The following is a 23990-nucleotide window of genomic DNA, read 5'->3' on the forward strand; positions in this document are numbered from 1 at the left end:
CGGCCATGTCGACCCTCGACCTTGAACTCCTGCGCACCTTTATCGCCGTGGTCGACCACCACAGCTTCGCCGAAGCCGGCACGCACCTGTCTCGCACCCAATCGTCCGTGACCCAGCACATGCAGCGCCTGGAGCAGCAAGTGGGGGTCAGCCTGTTCGAGAAGCGCGGCCGGCAGAAACAGCTGACCGAGCCGGGCCTGCAGCTGCTGCGGCATGCGCGGCAGATGCTGTCGCTGAATGACGACGCGCTGAATTCGCTGCGCGAAAGCAGCCTGAGCGGCGTGCTGCGCATTGGCTCGCCACACGATATCGCCGACACCATCCTGCCGCCGATCCTCAGCCATATCGCCCGTTCCGCGCCGCGCCTGCGCCTGGAAATCGATGTGGGCCGCAGCCCGTTCCTGATGGATGACCTGCACCGCGGCAAGGTCGACATGGTGATTTCCACCCGCTCCGACCCCAACCTGGAAGGCTTCGCCCTGCGCACCTCGCCGGTGTGGTGGATCTGTTCGGCGCAGTACATTCATTCGCCGAGCGAGCCGTTGCCGCTGATCCTTGTCGACGAGCCGAGCATCTATCGGCGCTACGCGCTCGAGGCCCTGGAGCGGGCGAATATCCCCTGGCGCCAGGCGTACCTGGCGTCGAACTTGATCGGCATCAAGGCCGCCACTCGCGCGGGCCTGGGCGTGACGCCACGGAGCATGGAGATGCTCGGGCCGGACATGCGCGTGCTCGGGGAAACGGATGGATTGCCGCGCTTGCCGGAAGTCACCTACTACCTGTGGATCCGGCCGAATACGGCAAACCCGATTGCGCGCAAAGCGTATGACCTGATCCGCGGCAGCCAAGGCCTGTGAGGGAGGCCTGGCTCGGCGTGAGCGACCCTTACGCCGAAACCCTACTCCAAACTCCCTGCCCAGCCTGCACCCCGCAATCGACGCTGCTCTTGCAACCCTTGGGTGCAACGCTTTTTACCTGATCGACCGGTCGACTTGTTACCCGCCCAAAGCCCGCTTGGTTTTGTAGGACATAACCTACGGATTAAGGGTTGTCCTTATACTGACATCATTACGCCATCGCTATCATCCGCCGATCTGACACCCTGCAACGGAAGCTGGCGATGCGCATTTACCTTGGGGCCTGGCTCGGCCTCGCATTGGCAACCATCGGATTGGTTGTACCCGTCCACCTGTTACCCCACGCCGGACTGTTGCTGAGCAGCCTCGCCCTGCTCGCCCTGCGCCCGAGAAAAACCGCCAAAGCCGCTGCCACCAGTCATTCCCAGACGCCGGTTGAATCGGTCGTGACGCACGCCAGCGCTGGCGACTGGCAACTGATCGAGGGCGTCGCCCCGAGCTGGCGCGACAGCCTGGGGCAAACGCGGGCATTGCTGCAAAGCAATATCGGCGAGCTGTTCCAGCGTTTCCACAACATCGCCCAACGCCTCGAACAGAGCCTCGACAACTCCAACGACGTGCTCGGCAACGGCGGCGTCGGCGAAAGCCTGCGCGATGCCAACCAGCGCCTGCACGAAGTCACCGAATCGTTTCGCGCCAGCAGCCAGCGCCAGCATGCACTGCTCGACACCATCAGCCACCTGGACAGCTACGCCAGCCAGTTGCAGCACATGGCCCGCCGGGTCCAGGAGATTGCCAAGCAAACCAACCTGCTGGCACTGAATGCGGCTATCGAGGCGGCCCGGGCCGGTGAGTACGGCCGCGGTTTTTCGGTGGTCGCCGATGAGGTGCGCAAGCTTTCCACGCTGTCGGCCGAGACCGGCCTGGCCATGGATGAGAAGGTTGGCGAGATCACCCACGCGATCCAGACCACCATCGAGGCGGCCGCCGAACTGGGCACCAGCGAACAGAGCAACCTGGACTTCCTCAGCCAGTCGGTGAGCGGCGTGATGAGTCGCCTGGGCGACAACCTCAACCAGTTGTCCGACGCCTCCCACGCGCTGCAGCACGATGCCCGCGAAACCCAGCACGACATCCAGGCAATCATGGTCAGCCTGCAGTTCCAGGACCGCACCGACCAGATGCTCGAACACGTACAGAGTGACCTGCAGGACCTGCTCGACGCCATCGTCGCCAACGACCCGAGCCTGCACGACGCTCCTGCCTGGCTGGACCGGCTACGTCAGCGTTTTACCACTGATGAAGAACGCCACGGCCAGCCCAAGACCCCTTCCAGCGCCGAAGTGACATTTTTCTGAGGCGACGACTTTCCAGTTAATTTCACTTTCGAGGGAGCCGAACATGGCCAAGACCATACTAATCGTCGATGACTCGCAGTCCATGCGCCAACTGGTCAAGATGACCCTCACCGGCGCCGGCCACCAGGTCCTGGAGGCCTGCGACGGGCGCGATGCACTGACCAAGCTGACCGGGCAAAAGATCAACCTGATCATCAGCGACGTGAACATGCCGAACCTCGACGGCATCGGCCTGGTGAAAGCGGTCAAGGCGCGCAACGAATACCGCTTCACGCCCATCATCATGCTCACCACCGAAAGCGAACAGTCGAAAAAAGCCGAAGGCCAGGCGGCCGGCGCGAGGGCCTGGATCGTCAAGCCGTTCCAGCCGCAGAACCTGTTGGCGGCCGTCGAAAAGTTGATGGGCTGAGCCCATGTTCACGCTGACCCCTTCCGCTTTCGGCGGCCCGACGCGCATTCGTATCGACGGTGACCTGAGCATTTATCAGGTCAGCGAGGCGCGTGATGCCTTTGTCGCGCTGTTGCCGCTCAATGCCGACGCCTGGCAGCTTGACCTGGCCGGCATCGGCGATTTCGACAGCGCCGGCCTGCAATTGCTGCTGGTGATGCAACGCGCGCTCAGCCAGGGCGGTAGCCCGGTCACCGTGGTCGATGCCGCCCCGGCCGTGCGCGAAACCCTCGCACTGCTGCGCCTGGAATCACTGTTTCCCAACGCTCGGATCGAGGATTGACCATGCTCACTGGCGAACAGTGGAACCAATTGCTCCAGGGCTTCCTGAGCGAAGGCCGGGACTTGCTCAAGGATGCCGAAGACAGCCTGCTTCAACTGGAAACCGCGCCCGAAGACAGCGACGCGGTCAACGGCTTGTTCCGCGCCGTGCACACGTTGAAGGGCTCGGCGGGCATTTTCTCGCTGACACCGCTGGTCAATCTCACCCATCACCTTGAAAGCCTGCTGATGCAAGTGCGCGACGGCCAGCGCACGCTCAATGAAGACCTCACCTCGTTGATGCTGCGCTGCATGGACGAACTGCGCCGGATGCTTGCAGCCGTCGACCCCGCCACCGGCGAGATGCACACCGACCTGGCCCAACAGGCACTGTTGCTCGACGCCCTGGCCCAGGCGCGTGGCCTGAGTGACGACACGCTCGTCGTCGACAGCGTGCCGGCCGCGCCGACTATCAGCGCCAATGCGCAACTCTGGCAACTGTCGATCGACTTCAGCGAGGCGCTGTTGCGCAACGGGTTCGATCCGGCGGCCTTCCTGCGTTACCTCAGCCGCCTGGGCGAAATCGTCACCCTGCACACCCGCACCGATCGGCTGCCGGGCCTCGACAGCTTCGACCCCGAAGCCTGTTACCTGGGCTTTACCTTGACCCTGCGCAGCGCCGCGAGCCGCGAGGAGATCGCCGACGTCTTCGACTTCATCGTCGACTTCTGCACCCTCACCCTCGAACCCTGCGTCGAGCCAGCGCCGACCCTGGCCGCGCCCGCCGAAAAAAAATCGCCGGCCCGCGACCGCCGTCCGCAAGACACCAGCATGGTCAAGGTCCCTGCGCACAAGCTCGATGAGCTGATCAACCTGGTCGGCGAGCTGGTCATCAGCACCGCCGGTGCGCAGATGCAGGCCAAACGCACTGGCGACAATGCGTGTATCGAAAGCGCCTTGGCCGTGCACCAGCACGTCGAGCAGATCCGCGAGAGCGCGCTGAAACTGCGCATGGTCGAGGTCGGTGAAACCTTCAACCGCTTCCACCGCGTGGTCCGCGATGTCAGCAAGCAACTGGGCAAGCACATCCAGCTGGGCATCCGTGGCGGCGACACCGAGCTGGACAAAACCGTGATCGACAAGATCGCCGACCCGCTCACCCATCTGGTGCGCAACGCTATCGACCATGGCATCGAGTCGGCCGCCGAACGCCTCGCAGCCGGCAAGCCCGCCGAGGGCAACCTGCAGCTCAACGCCTACCATGACTCCGGCATGATCGTGCTGGAAATCAGTGACGACGGGCGCGGCCTGAATACCGCGCGGATTCGCGAAAAAGCCATCGGCAAAGGCCTGATCGAGGCAGACGCGGTGCTCAACGAGACCGCGATTCACCGGCTGATTTTCGAAGCCGGCTTTTCCACCGCCGAACAGGTGTCCGACCTCTCCGGGCGCGGCGTTGGCATGGACGTGGTGCGCAGCGCCATCGAGCAATTGCGCGGCAGCATCGAGATCGAGTCGCAGCAAGGCCTGCGCTGCACCTTCCGGATTCGCCTGCCGCTGACCCTGGCGATCATTGACGGCTTTCACGTGGGCGTGGGCCAAGACAGTTTTGTCATCCCGCTGGACATGGTCACCGAATGCATGGAGGCCAACGCCGCGTCGCTCACCAGCCAGTACGGCTACCTCAACCTGCGCGGCACGCCGCTGCCGTGCATAGCCCTGGATCAACACTTCGGGCTGCCCGCAAGCACTGCCCGGCGCCGCAATATCGTGGTGGTCAGCCAAGGCCGGCAGCACGCCGGGTTGATCGTCGACCACCTGCTGGGCGAGCTGCAAACCGTGATCAAGCCACTCGGCCAGATGTTCCAGCACCTGCGCGGCATCAGTGGCTCGACCATCCTCGGCTCCGGGCAAGTGGCGCTGATCCTGGATGTGCCCAGCCTGTTCCGACAGCTGCAGGCCCCTGCCGCCCTCGACGTATCCCTTTTAGAACCCCTTGCCTAGCCTTTTCAGGAGAAACCGCATGCAATTTGTTCGCAACATGAAGATAGGCATCCGACTCACCGCCGGTTTCCTGGTGGTCGTCGCGTTGACCGCGATCATCGGGTTTATCGGCATCCGCAACCTCGAACAGGTGAATGGCCTGTCCGACCGCATGTACGAGCTGGACGTCACGGGCTTGAGCACCCTGCAGGAAGCCAATATCCAGCTGATCGTCGCCGGCCGCTCGATGCGCCAGAGCCTGTTGTCGACCAACCACGCGGCGCGTGAGCAGGCGGCGAACCAGGCCAAGGCCGCACTGGATAAAACCCGCACGCTGATCAACAGCGCTCGCGCCAGCTTTATCACCAAGGAAGGCATGGCGCAGATCGACCAGCTGGAAACGCCGCTCAAGGACTACGAAAACCTGGTGCACCAGGTGTTGACCCTGCATCAGCAATCCAGCCAGCTGCAGGAGACCAGCGACGTCACCGACCTGCTGCCCAAGGCCGTGGTCAGCGGCGAGCAGATCGACCGCCTGATCGGCGAAGTCAGCCGCTACAAACAGGAGCGCGCCAAAGAGGCCAATCAGCAAATCTCCGACATCGCCGACCGCTCGCGCCTGCAAATGATCGCGCTGGTCCTCGCCGCCACGCTGTTTGGCGTGGTCATTGGCGTGCTGGTCACGCGCAGTATCACCAAGCCGCTCAACGGTGCGGTGGCCGCCGCCAACCGCATGGCTGCCGGCGACCTGAGCCAGGACCTGCAGGCAGACAGCCGCGATGAAACCGGCCAGTTGCTCGCTGCCATGCAAAACATGACCGAGCGCCTGCGCAGCATCCTCGGAGACGTGCGCAGTTCCGCCGATTCACTCTCCTCGGCGTCCGAACAAGTCAGCTCCACCTCGCAGTCACTGAGCCAGGCCGCCAACGAACAGGCGGCCAGCGTCGAGCAGACCAGCGCCTCGGTCGAGGAAATGTCGGCGTCGATCGCCCAGAACACTGAAAGCGCAAAAATCACCGACGGCATTGCCGGCAAAGCCGCCAACGACGCGGTGCAAGGCGGTGGCGCGGTCAGCGACACGGTGCTGGCGATGAAGCAGATTGCCGACAAGATCAGCATCATCGACGACATCGCCTACCAGACCAACCTGCTGGCGCTCAACGCCGCCATCGAAGCGGCACGCGCCGGTGATCACGGCAAAGGCTTCGCGGTGGTCGCCGCCGAAGTGCGCAAGCTCGCCGAACGCAGCCAGGTGGCGGCCCAGGAGATCGGTCAAGTTGCCTCCAGCAGCGTGCACCTGGCCGAACAGGCTGGCCGCCTGTTGAACGAAATCGTCCCGAACATCCAGAAAACCTCGGACCTGGTGCAGGAAATCACTGCCGCCTCGCAGGAACAAAGCAGCGCCGCCGGGCAGATCAATGTTGCCATGGGCCAGATGAACCAAATCACCCAGCAAAACGCCGCCGCCTCGGAAGAGCTTGCCGCCACCGCCGAAGAAATGAACGCCCAGGCCGGACAATTGCAGGAGCTGATCGGCTTCTTCCGCTTCGAACAGGACGGCCCCGCACTCAAGCGTGGCCTGCCGCGCAGCCAGGACAACTACGCCAGCGCGTCGCCAAGCTGGTCCAAGGGCAGGACGACGGTCGATGAAGGCCAGTTCGTCAGTTTCAATTGAGCACCGCGCCCATGACTTCCCTTGCCAACCAACGTTTTCAAACCGTCGACTCACTGGCCGAACCCCTGAGCATCCAGCACTTGTCGTTTCGCGTGCGTGACGCGGACTATGCGCTGCCGATCGAACTGGTGCGCGAGATCATCGAATACGCACAAGTGACGGCCGTGCCGATGATGCCGGCGTTTATCCATGGCGTGATCAACCTGCGCGGCAATGTCGTGCCGGTGCTGGACCTGGCTGCGCGCTTTGGCTTCGAGCTGACCCGCGCGGGCAACCGCACCTGCATTGTCATCATCGAACTGGCCTTGAGCGACAGCACCCAGGCCATCGGCCTGGTCGTGGATGCCGTCGACGCGGTGCTCGATATCGACCCGCAGCAGGTGGTCGCACCGCCGCCGTTCGGCGCCGGGATCCGCACCGACTTCATCGCCGGCATGGCCCGCAATGAACAAGGTTTCACGATCATTCTCGATATCGCCCAGGTATTGTCGCTGGATGACATCGCGCAATTGAGCCTTGCCGTCACGAACGGCCTTTGAATGTCTGCGCTTTTAACCCTGCCGAAACTCGCCGAACACGAGTTTCGCCGCTTGCAGAAACTCATGGCCGAGGCGTCGGGCATCCAGTTGGCGCCCAACAAATGTCCGCTGGTCGCCGGCCGCCTGATGAAGCGCCTGCGCCACTATCGGCTGGGCAGCTACGCCGATTACTTGCAGTTGCTCGACAACCCGTTGTTCATCAAGGAGCGGCGGCTGGTGGTGGATTTGCTCACCACCAACGAAACGTACTTTTTTCGTGAGCATCCGCACTTCGATTTCTTCGGTGAATGGTTGGCCCGCCAGCGCGGACCGCAGAAGATCTGGAGTGCCGCCTGCTCCTCCGGCGAAGAGCCTTACAGCCTGGCAATGGTTGCCAGCGAAAACGCGCGCACGCAGGACTGGTCCATCGTCGCCAGCGACCTGAGCCAAAGCATGCTCGCGCGGGCCCGCGACGGCATCTATGACATGGCCCAGGCCAAGTATTTTCCCGAGGGTTGGCTCAAGCGCTATTGCCTGAACGGCGTCGGCGACATGAGCGGGCGATTTCGCGTGCAGGCCGCGCTGCGCGAGCGCATCACCCTGCGTGAGATCAACCTAACGCAACCGCTGCCAGAGGCACTCGGGCCTTTCGACGTGATCTTTTTGCGCAACGTACTGATCTATTTCAACAACGAAGAGAAACAGCGGATTGTCCGGCGCCTGATTACCCAGCTGCGCGTCGGCGGCCTGCTGTTTATCGGGCACGCGGAAAGCATCCACGGCTTTGATCTGCCGATGCGCCTGACCTGCCCTTCGGTCTACGAGCTTTTATGAAACCTTCGATATTCCTGCACCCCGGCGATTACTTCTTCGGGACCCACGACGGCGTGGTCACCCCCTTGCTCGGCAGCTGCGTCGCCGTAGTGCTGTGGCACCCACACCGGCGGCTGCTGGCGGTCTCGCACTTCCTGCTGCCCAACGATCCGGGCGCAGGCACACGCCTGGACACCCGTTACGGCGAGTCCGTGTTCAAGCGCATCCACGCCGACATGGCCCGTCACGGCACGCAACCTACGGAGTACCGCAAGGGCATTTTCGGCGGTGGCAGCCTGGTGCGCTTCGAAGGCAACCCACGGCGCAGGGTCGGCGCCGGCAACAGCGCTTTTGCGCGGGAACAGTTCAGCCTGCGCAATTGGTCGGTCGACGCCTGGGACCTCAACGGCGACCATTACCGGCGCCTGCAGGTCAACGGCCGCAGCGGTGCAATCGAGTGCCTGCGCAACGGCCTGCCGTCGCCGCCGGTACGGAGCCTGCCGCGATGATCAAGGTGTTTATCGTCGACGACTCGGCGCTGGTGCGCCAGGTGCTCACCAGTTGCCTGGCCAGCCACCCACGGATCACGGTCATCGGCCAGGCGGCCGACCCGCTCTACGCCATCGAGAAAATGCGCCGCGACTGGCCGGACGTGCTGGTGCTCGACATCGAAATGCCGCGCATGGACGGCCTGACCTTCCTGCGCCAGCTCATGCGCGAACGCCCGACGCCGACCATCATCTGCTCGACGCTGACCGAGCAGGGCAACAGCGTCGCCGTCGAGGCGCTGTCGGCAGGCGCCGTGGGCGTATTCACCAAGGCGCGGCTGGGGCTCAAGCAAAGCCTGGAAGCGTTGTCGGCCGAGTTGATACGCAAGATCGAGGACGGCGCCAAGACCCGTCCACGCGCCCTGCCCGCGACGGTCACGGCGCCTGGCGAGGACAGCCGGATTGCACCGGTCAACCGGCTGCGCACCACCGAAAAAGTCGTCGCGCTCGGCTGTTCCACCGGTGGCACGCAAGCCCTCGAATTTGTCTTGCGCCAATTGCCACGTGACTGCCCGGGGATTGTCATCGTTCAACACATGCCGGAAAAATTCACCGCCGACTTTGCCCGGCGCCTGGACAAGCTCTGCCAGATCGAAGTGCGCGAGGCCAGGCATCTGGATCGGGTGCACAGTGGCCTGGCATTGTTGGCCCCCGGCGGCCTGCATATGCAACTCAAGCGCAGCGGTGCGCACTACCAGGTCGAGGTTGTGGACGGCCCGCCGGTTAACCGGCATAAACCTTCGGTAGACGTGCTGTTTCGTTCGATCGCCAGGCATGCCGCGCCCAGCGCCTTGGGCATGATCATGACCGGCATGGGCGACGACGGCGCGCGCGGGCTGCTGGCAATGCGTGAAAATGGCGCGCAGACCATCGCCCAGGATGAGGCCAGTTGCGTGGTCTTTGGCATGCCCAGGGAAGCGATCAAACTGGGCTCGGCCCAAGCCGTTGAACCGTTGAATAAATTCTCCCGCTTGATCCAGGAGTTTGGCGATAACGCGCGCCACGGCTGAAAAGTCTTCACACTCTGCGACCTGCGCGTTAACCCCTGTAGACACGGACGCTACACAGTAAATTACAGCAGCGAGATCAACGCTGCCTCTTGTCTCTGCGATTTGGGCTGAAGCCTATGCGTTGTCGAATCCTTGTAGCGAATGTATATCCCCTGTTACGTGCCGGCCTGCGTGCACTCCTGGAGCAAAAAGAGCCCTACGAAGTCATCGCGGAAGCCGACAGTGAGAGCACCACCCTCGAACTCGCCTCGAGCCTGCAACCGGACATTATTGTGTTCGACATGGATATCGAACGGGTTGCCTGCATGAAACTGCTCAAGAGCCTGTCGATCAGCGCGCCGGCCAGCCGCATCCTGATGATCTCGACCCACAAGGATTCCAGCTTCGTGATGCAGTGCCTGCAACTCGGCACCAAGGGCTATCTGTTGAAAAGTGCCAGCGTGCTTGAGCTCGAACTCGCGCTGGAGGCGCTCAAGAGCGGCGGCCAGTACCTGTCGGTGCCGGTTGTGTCGTTGGTGGTCAGCCAGGCCGTCAAGCAGACTCGCGAAGAAACCAAGCCCATCTCGCACTCGAAACTGACCGTGCGCCAACTGGAGATACTCCGGTTGATCGCCCGCGGCGAAACCACGCGCAATATTGCCCAAGGCCTGCGGCTGAGCATCAAGACGATCGAGGCACATCGCTCGCAGATCATGCATCGCCTGCACATCCATGATGTCGCCAGCCTGGTGATGTTTGCGGTACGCGAAGGGATCGTGCAGATAAACGACTAAGACCGGCCTCCCCGACCGGCGATCCGGCTCCGCCACGCACGCCCCGCGCACTGCACTTCAACGCCGCCCCACAGGCGCTACGCCTGATCATGTCCCAGGCCACTTGTCCATTCATGCCCCTGTTGGTTCGCCTGGCTACCCGCGAAAATGGCGCCTCTCTTGCGTGCCACCAGGAACTGCCCATGCCTTCTCGCCTCAACAATGCCTTCGCCACTTGCGCCAGCCAGGCGTGTCAGGAGCACTTCAACCATGCATGAGTCTGTCGAGTTCGTAGCAATGCAAACCGAGGCCGATTGCATCGCCAGCTTTGCGCTGATGCAGCAACTGCGCCCTCACCTGACCGACGCCAGCGCCTTCGCCGCGCAGGTCCAACGGCAACGGCAAAACGGCTACCACCTGTTGGCCGCGCGCGAGCACGGCCAGGTGATTGGCCTGGCCGGCTACCGGCTGACGGAAAACACCCTGTATGGCCGGTTTATCTATGTCGATGATTTAGTCGTGGACGCCACCCTGCAGCGTCGACGCCTGGGCGAACAACTGCTCGAGCGGGTCCGCGAAGAAACCCGCGCCCGTGGCTATCGCTGGCTGGTGCTCGACACCGGCATGCACATGGCCCTGGCCCAGCGTTTCTATTTCCGCCAAGGCCTGTTGCCGCTGGGCATGCATTTCTCCCAGGACCTGAGCCAATGACCCGCGCCCTGTTGCTGAGTTTCAGCCCGCATGGCAAGGCGGCCCAGACCTTCAAGCTGGCCCGTGCGCTGCTGCGCGACCTGGTACCGGACGCCGCAGTGACGGAGCGCGACTATGGCGGCCAGGCCCTGCCCCCGTTGAGCCGCGAATACGCCAACGCCCTCACCACCCCGGGCGGCTTGAGCGGCAGCGCCACCGCGCGGTCGGAGGAGTTGATCGTCGAGTTGGAGGCCTGCGACCTGCTGGTCATCTGCACCCCCGTGCATAATTTCAGCGTGCCGGCGGCGCTCAAGAGCTGGATCGACCATGTGGTGCGCATCCAGCGCAGCTTCACGGTGAATGCGCAGTTCGAAAAAGTCGGCTTGCTCAAGGACCGCCGCACCTTTGTGCTGGTCAGTTCCGGCAATGCCCGCAAGGGCCATGAGCCGGACTTCCTGACGCCGTACATGCACGCCATCCTGGCCACGGTGGGCATCCACACGGTGGATTTCATCTACCTGGGCGCAATGGTGCGTGGCGCGGAAGCGGTCAACCGCGCGGTGGAACTCGCCCACCGGCAACTGTCCGAGGCAATCAGCTCTGGCCTATAAAAATAATGGCGCTAGAATCAGCGCCATTCTTGCGCCCGCCTCCCTGACACGAGCCTCCCATGAGCTTTGATTTCGACACGATCCACCCCCGCCTCGGCACCGGCAGCACCAAGTGGAACCGTTATCCGTCCGACGTTTTGCCGATGTGGATCGCCGACATGGATATCGCCGCGCCACCTGCGGTGCTACAGGCGCTGCGCGCGCGCCTCGACCAGCAGATCCTCGGCTACAGCGTGGCCGGTCCGGATGTGCGCGAAGCCATTGTCGCCGACCTGTGGGCCAAGTACGCCTGGCGCGTGCAACCGGAAGAACTGCTGTTTTTGCCCGGCGTCGAACCGGGCTTCAATATGGCGCTGCACGCCTTCGTGCAACTCGGCCAGCCGGTGGTGCTGCAGACCCCCAACTATCGCCCGATCCGCCTGGCGCCGGGGCATTGGAACCTGCCGCGTATCGAAGTGCCGTTTGAATTGATCAACGGTGAATACCTGACCCCGCTGCCGGCCCTGCGCCAGGCACTCGACGGCGCCGGCGCGCTGCTGTTGAGCAACCCGCACAACCCGATGGGCAAAGTCTTTCCGCGCGAAGAACTGCTGGCCGTGGCCACTGCCTGCCTGGAACAGGGCGCGCTGATCATCAGCGACGAGATTCACGCCGAGCTGTGCTTCGACGGCCGCCGGCACATCCCCACCGCCAGCCTCAGCCCCGAGATCGCCCAGCGCACCATCACCCTGATGTCGGCGAGCAAGGCCTATAACGTCGCCGGCCTGAAGACCTGCTTTGCGGTGGTGCAGAACGCCGAGATTCGCGAGCGCTTCAACCAGGCGCGCTGCGGCATGGTCGACAGCGTCAGCCCCCTGGGCCTGGAGGCCACCCGCGCCGCCTACAGCCAGTGTGGCGACTGGCTGGAGGCGCTGGTCGGGTACCTGCAAGCCAACCGCGACTACATGCTCGACGCGGTCAACACGCGCTTGCCCGGCGTCGTCATGCACGCCCCGCAGGGCACCTACCTGGCCTGGCTGGATTGCAGCGCCCTGGGCCTGGACGACCCGCAGCAGTTCTTCCTCGAACACGCCAAGGTCGGCCTGAGCGCAGGGATCGAATTCGGCGACGACAGCCAGCAGTTCGTGCGCCTGAACTTCGGCTGCCCACGCTCGATGCTCGAAGAAGGCCTGCAACGCATGGAGCATGCCTTGCGTCACCGCCGGGGCTGATTCGCGACGTTGACGGTACGCAAAAAAATGTGGGAGCGGGCTTGCTCGCGAATGCATCGGGACAGTTAACGATGGGTTGACTGACACACTGCCTTCGCGAGCAAGCCCGCTCCCACATTTATATGGGGTTCACAATTTGGCGATGGATACTTCGGTGGACTTCACAAACGCAATCACTTCACTGCCGACCTTCAATTCCAGATCGCGCACCGAGCGGGTGGTGATCACCGAAGTGACGATACCCGACGCGGTTTGCACGTCGATTTCGGACACCACTTCGCCCAGCAGGATCTCCTTGATCACGCCCTTGAACTGGTTGCGCACGTTGATCGCTTTAATGGTCATGTCGGGTTTCCTTTTGGCTGTTGGGTCAATCCGCACGAATGCGCAGGCCCTCAAAATGCGCTATCACGGAGAACATTAAAAGGAATAAATAACTCTTTATTTATATGATTTAGAAATATACCAACTGTTCGCCTGCCAACAGTGGTTCAACAATCTGCTGCACCCAACAACAGCCTGACCTGTCCAAACCCCAGCAAATCCGGCCTCGCGCAAGATGGCACAGAGACTGCATATTCCTATAAAGCATGATGGAACATGCCATCTCAGCTTTCTGAATATAAGAAAAGCCTTCTCTCAACGCCTTGTCCGGAGCTGTTCCATGAAACCTTTGACCCACCGTCTACTCGGCGCCTGCGCCCTTGCCCTGTGCCTGCAATCGCCGGCCTTCGCCGCCGAGACCGACCCCGCCGAAGTCAACCTCGACTACGCCTACTACTCCCCCGTCAGCCTGGTGCTCAAACACTTCGGTTGGCTGGAACAAGCCCTGCCCAAGAGCAAAGTCGGCTGGGTCCTGAGCCAGGGCAGCAACCGTTCCCTGGAGTACCTCAACAGCGGCGGCGTGGACTTCGCCTCCTCCGCCAGCCTCTCGGCAGTGTTGAGCCGCGCGAATGGCAGCCCGATCAAATCGGTGTACGTCTACAGCCGCGCCGAGTGGACCGCCCTGGTGGTGCGCAAGGACTCGCCGTTCAAGAGCGTGACCGACCTCAAAGGCAAGAAAATCGCGGCCACCAAAGGCACCGACCCGTACCTGTTCACCCTGCGCAGCCTGCAATTGGCCGGGCTGAAAAAAGACGACGTCGAGTTGGTCCACCTGCAGCATCCGGATGGCCGCACCGCGCTGGAAAAAGGTGACGTCGATGCCTGGGCCGGTCTCGACCCGCACATGGCCGCCAGTGAAATCCAGGCCGGCTCGCGCCTGCTCTACCGCAACAAAGACTTCAACAGCTACGGCGTAGTCAGCGTCACCGAAAAATTCGCCAAGGAGCACCCACAAACCATCACCAAAGTACTCGGTGCCTATGAAAAAGCCCGCGACTGGGCAGTGAAGCACCCGGATGAATTCGCCAAGCTGCTCGCCGACGAATCCGGCCTGCCGCTGGAAGTGGCCAAGCTGCAACTGTCGCGCACCGACCTCAGCACCCCGCTGCTGAGCAGCAAGGATGTGCAGTCGTCCAAGGCCGCTGCGCCGATCCTGGTGTCCGAAGAGTTGGTCCGCAAAGGCGTGAATGTCGACCAGGTGATCGACCAGTTGATCGATACCTCGTTCGGCCAAACCCTGCCCAAGCCATAAGGGGTCTGTGATGACCAGCAAAACCCAAGCACTGCCGCTGCCTGCGCCGCTGATCAACCCGCGCAGCGCCTGGCCGCGCCGGCTCAAGGGGCTGGTGTTGCCGGTGGCGATCCTGTTGATCCTCGAAGTGGTCGTGCGGGTCGGCTGGCTGCCCTCCTACCAGATGCCGGCGCCAAGCGAGATCGCCGTGACCCTCACCGACCTGGCCGAAGGCGCGTTGTGGAAGCACATCAGCGCCAGCCTCGGCCGGGTATTGCTGGGCTTTGCCATCGGCGCCAGCCTGGCCCTGGTGTTCGCCGCCTGGGTCGGCCTCAGCCGTGAGGCCGAGGCCTATCTGGAACCGACCTTCGCGGGCCTGCGCTCGATCCCGAGCCTGGCATGGGTGCCGCTGTTGCTGCTGTGGCTGGGCATCGATGAAACCTCGAAAATCGTGCTGATCGCGATTGGCGCGTTCTTCCCGGTTTACCTCAACGGGGTGGCGGCGATCCGCGATATCGACCGCAAGCTGGTGGAGGTCGGGCAAATGTACGGCTTCAGTCGGCGCCGGCTGGTGCGGCGCATCCTGCTGCCCGCCGCCCTGCCCGGCCTGTTCACCGGCTTGCGCAGTGGCCTGAGCCTGGCGTGGATGTTCCTGGTGGCGGCCGAGCTGATCGCGGCGACCAAGGGCCTGGGTTACCTGCTCAGCGATGGGCGCGAAACCTCGCGGCCGGACATCGTGCTGGCGGCAATCATCGTGCTCGCGCTGTTGGGCAAGGTCAGCGACGGCCTGCTCGCCGCGCTGGAAAAACGCTGCCTGGCCTGGCGCGATACTTTCAATGGCCAAGGAGCGCAACCATGAGCCAGCCGTTATTGGAGATTCGGGTGGAGCGTAAAAGCTTCGCCAGCACCACCGTGTTGAAAGACGTGCGCCTGGCCTTGCGACCTAGGGAAGCCGTGAGCCTGCTAGGCCCCAGCGGTTGCGGCAAGAGCACCTTGCTGCGCATCGTGGCCGGGTTGGAAAAGGACTTCCAGGGCGAACTGCGCAGCCCCGATGGCGAAGTGGCGTTCGTGTTCCAGGAACCTCGGCTGATGCCCTGGCTCACCGTGGAACAGAACATCGGCTTCAGCGACGACAGCCACTACAACAAGGCCTGGGTCGCGCAGTTGATCGAGGAAGTCGGCCTCAAGGGGTTTGCCCAGGCGCTGCCCAAGGCGCTGTCCGGCGGCATGGCGCAACGCGTGGCCATCGCACGCGGCCTGTATTCACGTCCGCAGGTGTTGCTGCTGGATGAGCCGTTCAGTGCGGTGGATGCATTCACGCGCATGAAACTGCAGGACTTGCTGCTGCAACTGGCCGCGCACCATGCCATCGCACTGCTGCTGGTGACCCATGATGTGGACGAGGCGCTGTACCTGAGTGACCGGGTGCTGGTGATGGACAACCGCCCGAGCAGCATCCGCCAGGAACTGACAGTGGAGCTGCCGCACCCACGGGACCGACGCGACCCACTGCTGGCCCGGCTCAAGGTCGAGTCGCTGACTGAGCTGCAACGGGCGCATGTGATTTGACGGTGATGGAGGGAGGAGTTGCTGGTCTGTCGTGGCCACAGAGCTTTATGTGCCTGATGGGCTCATTGTGACCACTGAAATTTCTGGGGCTGATGAACTCATTGTGGCCACTGGAATTTCTGGGGCTGATGAACTCATCGTGCCCCCTGGGATTTCTGCGGCTGATGAACTCATTGTGACCCCTGGGATTTCTGGTGCTGATGAACTCATTGTGACCCCTGGGATTTCTGGGGCTGATGAACTCATTGTGGCCCCTGGAATTTCTGGGGCTGATGAACTCATTGTGGCCCCTGGGATTTCTGGGGCTGATGAACTCATTGTGCCCCCTGGGATTTCTGCGGCTGATGACCTCATTGTGCCCCCTGGAATTTCTGGGCTGATGAACTCATTGTGACCACTGGAATTTCTGGGGCTGATGACCTCATTGTGATCTCTGGAATTTCTGGGGCTGATGAACTCATTGTGACCCTGGGTTTTCTGGGGCTGATGAACTCATTGTGACCCCTGGGATTTCTGGGGCTGATGAACTCATTGTGACCACTGGAATTTCTGGGGCTGATGAACTCATTGTGACCACTGGGATTTCTGCGGCTGATGAACTCATTGTGGCCCCTGGGATTTCTGGGGCTAATGAACTCATTGTGGCGAGCGGGCTTGCCCCGCGTTGGGCTGCGAAGCGGCCCCAGAACCTGACACCGAGGATTGCCTGACACACTGCATTCTGCTGGACTGGGGCTGCTGCGCAGCCCAACGCGGGGCAAGCCCGCTCACCACAATTGAAAACCCAGTAACCATATAAAGTTCAGCTGCCTCAACAACCCCACCAGGCACATAAAGTCGGCCAGGCAACCACCACCACAACCCTCAAACAGCCGTGTCCCGCGGTGCCAGGGTCACCCAATAGCGGGTGCGTGAGTGCAGCTCCAGCCCCAGCGTCGAAGCCAGCAGGCTGAGGATGCGGTCGGTGTCGTCGAGGCGGAAACTGCCGGTGACCCGCAGCGATTCCAGGCTCGGATCCCAACGCAATACACCCGGGCGATAGCGCTCCAGTTCACGCAGGAAATCCCCCAGCGCCTGGTTCTGTGCCGTCAGCACGCCGTCGCGCCAGCCCAGTTGCAGCACATCGAACGGCGCCCAGGCACCCAGCCCGCTGACTTGCAGAGACGCTTGTTGACCGCCTTGCAGCGTCGCCAATTGCCCTTTCAGGTCGCGTACCTGCACCGCCCCCTTGAGCACCGAGACCCGGCAGCCGGAAGCCAGTTGCCGCACACACACCTCGGCCTGGCTGACGCGCAATTGGCCATAGCGGGTGTCCACGGTCAGCGCTGCCGTACCCGGCACCGTCAGCGCCAGTTCGCCGTCGACCAGGGTCACGCGGCGTTGCGCCAAGTCCACGTCCACCGCCGTCGCGGTGTTGAGCTGCAGGCTGGCGCCGTCCGCCAGTGGCAGGCGCTTGCGCTCGCCGGTGGCGGTGCGCAGGTCGGCACGCCAGGCGTCGAGGGGCAACTGCCGGCTGATCAGCCAGGCCGCCGGCACCAGCGCCGCCACACCCAATGCGCGCTTGAGCACCGCGCGACGCCCCGGCTGCGGGCGGTCGAGGCTGGCCATGGCCAGTGCCTGGGGCAACTCACTGAAGCGCTGGCGCAGGCTTTGCGCGCGCTGCCAGGTCTGTTCGTGCTGAGGATGACTGTCGCGCCAGTGCTGCAGGGCGGCGTGATCACCCTCGGTGGCGGCGCCGGATTCCAGCAGTGCCAGCCACTGGGCGGCCGCACGCGCGACGTCACGGTTCACAGCTCCACCAGCAGGCAATGTTCATAGGCCTGGGCCATGTAGCGCTTCACGGTGCGCTCGGACACTGCCAGGCGCTCGGCAATCTCGCGGTATCCCAGGCCTTCGAGCTGGCTCCACAAGAACGCGCGGCGGACCACGGCCGGCAAGCCATCGAGCAATTCATCCAGGGCCTGCAGGGTTTCCAGCACCAACCAGCGTTGTTCGGGCGACGGAACACAGGCCTCGGGCAAAGTGGCCAGGGCATTCAGGTAGGCCTGTTCGAGGCTGCGGCGCTGATGAAAATTCACCAGCAGGCGCTTGCCGACGGTCACCAGGTAAGCCCGCGGTTCCTGCATCTGCGCGATCGGCTGGGCACTCGCAAGCACCCGCAGGAACGTGTCCTGGCTCAGGTCGGCTGCATCCCAGGCATTGCCCAGGCGCCGCCGCAGCCAGCTTTCCAGCCAACTGCGATGCTCGCGGTACAGGCACGACAAGGTCAGTTCGGGGGCGTGCGTAGGGACAACAGCATCATTCATGGCGAGCAACCTGCACGGGCGCGATTATGTCTCAAATGAGATTCATTCTAATTAATATCCCGCCGCGACACCACGATCTTTTCAACCTCGCGTTTATATCGGCGCCTCGGCGTCGAACACCTGCCCGCGCCCAATCACGCTGGCAGGCGCCAACACCGCCCCCGGGGCCAGCACTGCATTGGCACCGATGCGGCACTGGTCACCGAGCAACGCGCCGAACTTGTCGCACCCGGTGCGCTGCAACAGGCCTGCGACGCGCACCTGCACTTCCTTGTCATCGCGCTCGTTGCGGTAGTTGGCGACGATGCTGCCCGCCTCCAGGTTGATACCGTGGCCGAGCACCGAATCGCCGACAAAGTTGAAGTGCGCCAGCTTGCTGCCGCTGAACACGAAGGAAGTTTTCAACTCGGCGCCCGGGCCGATGATGCAGCGCGCATCCAGCCAACACCCACCGCGCAGCAATGCGCCGCTGGCGATAAAGCAATCGGCGCCAATGATCAGCGGCGGCTTGAGCAAGGCGCCCGGTTCGACGATGGCGCTGCGGTGGATAGCAATTTCGCCTTGCACGCTGTAGTCGTCAGCCGGCAGGTCGGCCAGCAACTGGCGAACCACCGCAGGTGCCTGGGTCACCAGCGCCCAGGGCGACAGGTCGGCCCAGGGGGACAGTGCGGAGCGGGAAATATCGGCGATGTAATCGGTCAGTCGGATCAATGTCGAGCCCTCTACAGATCAGAGAAGCTCGAAACGCTAACACCCGGTTTACTGGCCGTCGAGCAGCGCAGGCTTGCCCAGTTCGCCGATCTTCTCCAGCCGCGCGCGCACGATATTGCGGCTGATATTGAGCAGCCGCCCGGTCTGCAACTGGTTGCCGTGGCAGTAGCGGTACGCCGCGCGAAAGATCGTCTCTTCGATGTGTTCGTAGAGGTCTGGAATGTTTTGCTCGAACAGCGCGTTGAGTGCGCTCTCCAGGTCGACCGGGCCGCTGATGGCCGGCGGCGCATGGTTGGCTTCGTCCTGGCGAATGCCCGACGAACGCATGTCCACCAGGTGCAGATCGGCCGGTTGCACACGCTGGTTGCGGCACACCAGCAAGGCGTGGTGAATGGCGTTTTCCAGCTCGCGGATATTCCCCGGCCAGCTGTGTTCGAGCATTTTGCGCTCGGCTTCCAGGCTCAGGCTGGCGCGGTTGTAGCCCAGGCGCTGGCAGTGCTCTTCGAGGAAGAATTCGGCCAGCGGCAGGATGTCACCGGGGCGTTCGCGCAGCGGTGGCAGGCGGATCGTCGCGACGTGCAAACGGTAAAATAAATCCTCACGAAAATGCCCCGCCACTACCGCGTCCGCGAGGTTGACGTTGGTCGCCGCCACCAGCCGCACGTTGATCGGGATGGGCGTTCGCGACCCCAGGCGCACCACCTCGCGCTCTTGCAGCACGCGCAGCAATTTCACCTGCATGTTCAGTGGCAGGTCGCCGATTTCATCGAGGAACAATGTGCCGCCGTTCGCCGCTTCAAACCAGCCAGCCTTGTGCGTGGTAGCGCCGGTGAACGCGCCCTTTTCATGGCCGAACAGTTCGCTCTCCACCAGGGTTTCGGCGAAGGCACCGCAGTTCACCGCGACAAAGGGCTCGCGTCCGCGTCGACTCAAATTGTGAATATGCCGCGCGACCAATTCCTTGCCGGTGCCCGTCTCGCCAATGATCAAGGTGTTGGCCTCGCTGGGCGCGAGGCGCTCGATACGCGCCAGCAGTTCCTGCGAGCGCGGGTCCTTGAAGACCAGCACGGTGGCACGCACCGACTTGGTCAATTCACGGGCGTTGGGATGGGTGATCAGCGACATGGTGCATTCCTGGCAGTAAAAGCGCGTGCTCAATAGTGCATGAAGTTTTCTAGACCATTTAATTATTAATTAATATTAATATATTCCCTGATCGAATATACCAACAGCGACACCTGGCACTGCTGCTGGAGCAGCAACCGGCCAGCACTTGCGTGTTCGCCCATCAGCAACCAGCCTTTCGAGCCACCTTTGGACGAAACCCTGCAGGCCTTGCAGCACGCGGGCTAGAGCGCTTTTTTCGCTGGCTGGCATGCAATCTGCTCTCTCCCTCCCAACACGATCTCCGTGCAGGAGCCGACGTGCTGGCGATAGCGTCTTTTCAGGCGCTGCAAGGCTCAAGGGCCGCATCGCCGGCCAGCCGGCTCCTAACGGGGTTGTCAATTCAGGTAGGGAGAACGCCCATGAAAAACCTCTGGCGCAAGACCATCGCGGCGCTGTTCGGGGTACTTGCAATCAGCACCGTCCACGCCGCTCCGACCTCGGTGAAAATCGCCATCGTCGCCTACACCCAAGGCGGTAAACCGGTGTTTGGTGGCATCGCCGGGCGCGTGATCGAGGAGGGCTGGCTTGAAGCGCAACTGCGCGAGCGCGGGGTCAAGCTGGAATGGATCGCCCTGCCCCACGCCGGCGCCGGCCCACAGATCAACGAGGGCTTCAGCAACAACAGCGTGGACTTCGCCGTGCGCGGCGACCTGCCTTCCGTCATCGCCGGTGCCGGCGGTGTGCCGGGCAAGCTGATCGTGCCCGGGGGCAGCGGCAACAACATCTACCTGGTGGTGCCCGAAGGCTCCAGCGCCAAGACCATCGAAGATCTCAAGGGCAAGCGCCTTGCGCTGCACCGTGGCCGTCCCTGGGAGTTCGCCTTCAGCAACTTCCTGGCCAGCAAGGGCCTGAAACTCGACGACTTCAAGATCGCCAACCTCAACCCGCAGGTCGGCGCCGCAGCGGTCTCGGCCGGCAAGGTCGATGCGGCCGTGCTGCTCAGCGAAGCCTACGCCCTGGAAGACAAAGGCGTGGGCAAGATCATCTGGTCGACCAAGCAAGGCAGCAACGACTGGCGCCTGGTCTCGGACCTGTGGGGCACCGACGCGTTTGTGCAGCAGAACCCGGACATCACCCAATTGCTCGCCACCGCGTGGGTCAAGGCGGCGTGGTGGATTTCCCAGCCGCAGAACCAGGACGCCTATTACCAGCTGTCTTCGCGCGCCGGCACCGCCGAGAGCGTGCTGCGACGCGACGACCAGAATGACCCGGTGGCCTGGAAAGACCGCTGGGCACCGAAAAGCGACGCGCAACTCAAGGCCCACTACCAGGCGCTGACCGCCTACGCGCTGGCCAACCACCTGATTCGCGACACCTACGACATCGGCCCGTCACTGGCCACCGGCTTCACCAACCAGGCCCTGATCGACCTGAAACTCACCGACTACTGGCCGGCCCTGCATGGCCAGGTCAGCACTAATCCTTGATAGGGAAATGACTGATGAAACTGCCGCACTCCTTCGCCTTCGGTCTCAGCGTACTGGCCTTGTCCATGAGCGCCTTCGCCGCCGACGTGCACGCCCCCAAGCCCGACCCGCTGCAAGGCGATGGCCGCGTCTCGGCGTTCTACACCTGGGAAAAAGTCATTCCGGCCACCCCCGGCAAACTGCTGCGCAGCGAACCGCTGGACAAGACCCTGAGCCTGGCAAACGCCGCCAGTGCCCAACGCATTCTGTACACCTCCACCGATGGCATCGATAACAAGACGCCAATCGTGGTCTCCGGTGCGCTGTTCCTGCCCAAGGGCAAGGCACCGGCCGGCGGCTGGCCCGTGGTCAGCTGGGGCCACGGCACCGTGGGCGTGGCGGACGTTTGCGCGCCGTCCTGGCAAGGTCGCTCCTACCGCGATGTGACCTACCTCAACCGCTGGCTGGAAGAAGGGTTTGCGGTGGTCGCCACCGACTATCAAGGCCTCGGCGTGCCCGGCGGCCATCCATTGCTCAACAGCCGCATGGCCGCCTACGGCATTCTCGACGCCGCCAAGGCGGTGGTCGCCGATGTGCCGGGGCTGGCGGATAAAGTCTTGATCGTCGGCCAGTCCCAGGGCGGTGCCGGGGCCTTTGCCGCCGCAGCCTATGCCGCCACCTATGCGCCGAACCTGGGCGTGAAGGGCAGCGTGGGCACCGGCGTGATCTACACCCTCGACTACGCGAAGAACCCCAGTGAAGAAGTGCGCAACAAAGTCGACCCGACCCTGGCCTATGGTTTCTACACCTTGCTGGCGGCCCAGCAATACGACCCGAGCATCAACCCGGCCGACTTCTACACCGACAAGGCCCTGCCGCTGTTCGAACAGGCGCGCACCAGTTGCCTGTTTGCCCTGGAAGGCGACGTCGAAGGCCTCGGCTTGAGCATTGCCAACACCAAGAAAGACTACAAGGGCAAACAACTCGCGCCGTGGCTCGCGCAAATCGCCTACCCGACCCTGAAGACCTCCAAGCCGATCTTCATCGGCACCGGTGCCGAAGACACCACCCCCGCTGCCGCCACCCAGGTCAAGCTGATGCAGGACGCCTGCAACGCCGGCTCCATCGTCGAAGGCCACCTGTACAAGGGCCTGGGCCACAGCGCCACGGTCAATGCGTCGCTGAAGGACTCGATCCCGTTTGCCCACAAGGTCATCAACGACCAGCCGATTACCCCGGTGTGCGCCCCGAGCGCGCAATAAGCAGGAGGCTTGCATGAGCATCGAATTCTTCACCCGCTTGCCGCTGCACGGCGAAACCCAGTTCCTGCCCGGCGATCCACGTAACCGTGGCGACTGGCATCGCGGCGGCGCCAACGGCACTGGCGCAGTGTCCGGGTTCAGCGTGGGCGACCACTTCACCTATATCGACTACCTGGGGCAGATCGCCAAGGCGGCCGAGATCAACCAGTTCGGCGGCGCGTTGATGGTCAACGCGCCGACCGGTGAAGAACCCTGGACGGTCTGCTCGCTGCTCGCCCGCGAGACCCGCACCTTGCAGTTCGTCACGGCGTTCCAGCCCTACCACTACACCCCGTGGGTGGCCGTGCAGCAGGCGGCCACCTACCAGCGCGCCACCGGCAACCGGCTGGTCTGGAACATCATCAACGGCGGCTCGGACGCGATCCAGCGCCAGGTCGGCGACTACAGCGACCACGATGAACGCTACGCGCGCGCCACCGAGTTCATGGACGTGGTCAAGGGCTATTGGCACAACGAGACCTTCCACTACGACGGCAAATTCTACAAAGCCGATGGCGGTGGCCTGCGCGGGCCGCTGAAGAAAGCCCAGTTGCCGCTGATCTGCACCGCCGGCTCGTCGATTGCGGCCCGCGAGTTCGCTGCCAAGCACGCCGACTTCTACCTGATGCGCGCCGAGCACCCGGATGAAATCGCCGCGCTGATCGCCGACCTGCGCCAGCGCGCCCTTAAGTGGGGACGCACCGACATTCGCTTCGGCCTGTCGATCGACGTGATCACGCGCGAGACCGAAGACCTGGCCCGCACCGAGGCCAAGCGTTTCTTCGACGAAGGCATCGCCCGTGGCGCGGTCAAGGCCGTGGCCGCGCATGCCGGGCTGCGCACCGCGCGCAAACTGAGCTATGAGCATGGCTTTGCCGAGAAGAACGAAGCGCAGGGCTTCGACGACTTCTTCATTCACCCCAATGTGTGGACCGGCTTCGGCTATATCGGCATTCCGCCGGGCTGCGCGCTGGTGGGCAGCTACGAGAACGTGGTGGCGCGGATTCGCGAGTACAACAGCATCGGCATCGACCTGTTCTTCCTCGCCGGCTACCCGCACCTGGAAGAAGCCTATCGCCTCGGCGAGCATATCCTCCCGCACTTTCGCAGCGAGCGGGTCGAACTGAGCCGCACACAGGAGCCGGTGCGCGAACTGCACTCGGCCAATGGCGGGGCCTGA

Annotated in this window: 26 protein-coding genes; 21 read left to right on the forward strand and 5 right to left on the reverse strand. The window is 63.2% G+C overall.

Features of this window, described 5'->3' with window-relative positions; translation table 11 throughout:
• Positions 1-5 precede the first annotated feature (5 nt).
• The 14 genes from C9990_RS17015 to C9990_RS17080 all read left to right on the forward strand — a co-directional run bounded on the left by C9990_RS17015 (position 6) and on the right by C9990_RS17080 (position 12735).
• On the forward strand, positions 6-857 hold the full coding sequence (locus C9990_RS17015) for a LysR substrate-binding domain-containing protein (protein ID WP_106804040.1): 852 nt from the start codon (positions 6-8) through the stop codon (positions 855-857).
• Positions 858-1120: 263 nt separating this feature from the next.
• Positions 1121-2215: a methyl-accepting chemotaxis protein gene (locus C9990_RS17020; RefSeq protein WP_106804041.1), complete on the forward strand. Its 1095-nt coding sequence runs from the start codon at positions 1121-1123 to the stop codon at positions 2213-2215.
• Positions 2216-2258: 43 nt separating this feature from the next.
• Positions 2259-2624, forward strand: coding sequence for a response regulator (locus C9990_RS17025; RefSeq protein WP_106804042.1), 366 nt, complete (start codon positions 2259-2261; stop codon positions 2622-2624).
• Between the two features lie 4 nt (positions 2625-2628).
• Positions 2629-2946, forward strand: coding sequence for a lipid asymmetry maintenance protein MlaB (locus C9990_RS17030; protein WP_106804043.1), 318 nt, complete (start codon positions 2629-2631; stop codon positions 2944-2946).
• 2 nt (positions 2947-2948) lie between these two features.
• The gene (locus C9990_RS17035) at positions 2949-4928 is read left to right on the forward strand and encodes a chemotaxis protein CheA (protein ID WP_106804044.1); all 1980 of its coding nucleotides are present in this window, start codon (positions 2949-2951) and stop codon (positions 4926-4928) included.
• Between the two features lie 19 nt (positions 4929-4947).
• Positions 4948-6582 (forward strand): methyl-accepting chemotaxis protein, encoded by a 1635-nt coding sequence (locus C9990_RS17040; RefSeq protein ID WP_106804045.1) that lies wholly within the window; start codon positions 4948-4950, stop codon positions 6580-6582.
• A gap of 11 nt (positions 6583-6593) precedes the next feature.
• Positions 6594-7121 (forward strand): chemotaxis protein CheW, encoded by a 528-nt coding sequence (locus C9990_RS17045; RefSeq protein WP_106804046.1) that lies wholly within the window; start codon positions 6594-6596, stop codon positions 7119-7121.
• Positions 7122-7934, forward strand: coding sequence for a protein-glutamate O-methyltransferase CheR (locus C9990_RS17050; protein ID WP_106804047.1), 813 nt, complete (start codon positions 7122-7124; stop codon positions 7932-7934).
• The gene (locus C9990_RS17055) at positions 7931-8422 is read left to right on the forward strand and encodes a chemotaxis protein CheD (RefSeq protein ID WP_106804048.1); all 492 of its coding nucleotides are present in this window, start codon (positions 7931-7933) and stop codon (positions 8420-8422) included. The genes C9990_RS17050 and C9990_RS17055 overlap by 4 nt, the downstream gene beginning before the upstream one ends.
• On the forward strand, positions 8419-9471 hold the full coding sequence (locus tag C9990_RS17060; RefSeq protein WP_106804049.1) for a chemotaxis response regulator protein-glutamate methylesterase: 1053 nt from the start codon (positions 8419-8421) through the stop codon (positions 9469-9471). Before C9990_RS17055 ends, C9990_RS17060 begins: the two co-directional genes overlap by 4 nt.
• Positions 9472-9587: 116 nt before the next feature.
• Positions 9588-10244, forward strand: a complete 657-nt coding sequence (locus C9990_RS17065; RefSeq protein WP_106804050.1) for a response regulator transcription factor — start codon at positions 9588-9590, stop codon at positions 10242-10244.
• 249 nt (positions 10245-10493) lie between these two features.
• On the forward strand, positions 10494-10934 hold the full coding sequence (locus tag C9990_RS17070) for a GNAT family N-acetyltransferase (RefSeq protein WP_106804051.1): 441 nt from the start codon (positions 10494-10496) through the stop codon (positions 10932-10934).
• On the forward strand, positions 10931-11524 hold the full coding sequence (locus tag C9990_RS17075) for an FMN-dependent NADH-azoreductase (RefSeq protein WP_106804052.1): 594 nt from the start codon (positions 10931-10933) through the stop codon (positions 11522-11524). The genes C9990_RS17070 and C9990_RS17075 overlap by 4 nt, the downstream gene beginning before the upstream one ends.
• Positions 11525-11583: 59 nt before the next feature.
• Positions 11584-12735: a MalY/PatB family protein gene (locus C9990_RS17080; RefSeq protein WP_106804053.1), complete on the forward strand. Its 1152-nt coding sequence runs from the start codon at positions 11584-11586 to the stop codon at positions 12733-12735.
• A gap of 129 nt (positions 12736-12864) precedes the next feature.
• On the opposite strand, the gene C9990_RS17085 is transcribed toward C9990_RS17080, so the two are convergent.
• Positions 12865-13080, reverse strand: a complete 216-nt coding sequence (locus C9990_RS17085; RefSeq protein WP_003173733.1) for a molybdopterin-binding protein — start codon at positions 13078-13080, stop codon at positions 12865-12867.
• Positions 13081-13399: 319 nt separating this feature from the next.
• Between C9990_RS17085 and C9990_RS17090 the strand changes: the two genes are divergently transcribed.
• From C9990_RS17090 to C9990_RS17105, 4 genes are read left to right on the forward strand one after another with little or no spacing between them, the layout of a single operon-like run.
• Complete coding sequence (locus C9990_RS17090) at positions 13400-14371, forward strand: aliphatic sulfonate ABC transporter substrate-binding protein (protein ID WP_065904916.1); 972 nt, start codon at positions 13400-13402, stop codon at positions 14369-14371.
• Positions 14372-14381: 10 nt separating this feature from the next.
• On the forward strand, positions 14382-15209 hold the full coding sequence (locus C9990_RS17095) for an ABC transporter permease (RefSeq protein ID WP_065904914.1): 828 nt from the start codon (positions 14382-14384) through the stop codon (positions 15207-15209).
• Positions 15206-15919, forward strand: a complete 714-nt coding sequence (locus C9990_RS17100; protein WP_106804054.1) for an ABC transporter ATP-binding protein — start codon at positions 15206-15208, stop codon at positions 15917-15919. Before C9990_RS17095 ends, C9990_RS17100 begins: the two co-directional genes overlap by 4 nt.
• Before the next feature lie 31 nt (positions 15920-15950).
• Complete coding sequence (locus C9990_RS17105; protein WP_106804055.1) at positions 15951-16313, forward strand: hypothetical protein; 363 nt, start codon at positions 15951-15953, stop codon at positions 16311-16313.
• A 470-nt stretch (positions 16314-16783) separates the two neighbouring features.
• Here the strand turns inward: C9990_RS17105 and C9990_RS17110 are convergent, their stop codons facing one another.
• The 4 genes from C9990_RS17110 to C9990_RS17125 form a co-directional block, all read right to left on the reverse strand.
• Entirely contained in the window at positions 16784-17710 is a 927-nt protein-coding gene (locus C9990_RS17110; protein WP_106804056.1) for a FecR domain-containing protein, read from the reverse strand.
• Entirely contained in the window at positions 17707-18225 is a 519-nt protein-coding gene (locus C9990_RS17115) for a sigma-70 family RNA polymerase sigma factor (RefSeq protein WP_106804057.1), read from the reverse strand. The genes C9990_RS17110 and C9990_RS17115 overlap by 4 nt, the downstream gene beginning before the upstream one ends.
• Positions 18226-18318: 93 nt before the next feature.
• A complete protein-coding gene (locus C9990_RS17120) occupies positions 18319-18936 on the reverse strand; it encodes an LpxA family transferase (protein ID WP_106804058.1) in 618 nt (205 codons plus the stop codon).
• A gap of 48 nt (positions 18937-18984) precedes the next feature.
• Positions 18985-20061 carry a sigma-54-dependent Fis family transcriptional regulator gene (locus C9990_RS17125; RefSeq protein ID WP_065901248.1) on the reverse strand — a complete coding sequence of 359 codons (1077 nt, stop codon included), beginning with the start codon at positions 20059-20061 and terminating at the stop codon, positions 18985-18987.
• A 401-nt stretch (positions 20062-20462) separates the two neighbouring features.
• Here C9990_RS17125 and C9990_RS17130 point away from each other — a divergent pair, with 401 nt between their 5' ends.
• Genes C9990_RS17130 through C9990_RS17140 form a run of 3 tightly spaced genes read left to right on the forward strand, consistent with a single transcriptional unit; the run spans position 20463 to position 23990 of the window.
• Positions 20463-21530 (forward strand): ABC transporter substrate-binding protein, encoded by a 1068-nt coding sequence (locus C9990_RS17130; protein ID WP_106804059.1) that lies wholly within the window; start codon positions 20463-20465, stop codon positions 21528-21530.
• Between the two features lie 14 nt (positions 21531-21544).
• Positions 21545-22771, forward strand: a complete 1227-nt coding sequence (locus tag C9990_RS17135) for a lipase family protein (protein WP_065901243.1) — start codon at positions 21545-21547, stop codon at positions 22769-22771.
• A 13-nt stretch (positions 22772-22784) separates the two neighbouring features.
• A complete protein-coding gene (locus tag C9990_RS17140) occupies positions 22785-23990 on the forward strand; it encodes an LLM class flavin-dependent oxidoreductase (protein WP_106804060.1) in 1206 nt (401 codons plus the stop codon).

The organism is Pseudomonas sp. S5D5, assembly GCF_003013355.1.
Taxonomy (GTDB): Bacteria; Pseudomonadota; Gammaproteobacteria; order Pseudomonadales; family Pseudomonadaceae; genus Aquipseudomonas; species Aquipseudomonas aylmerensis.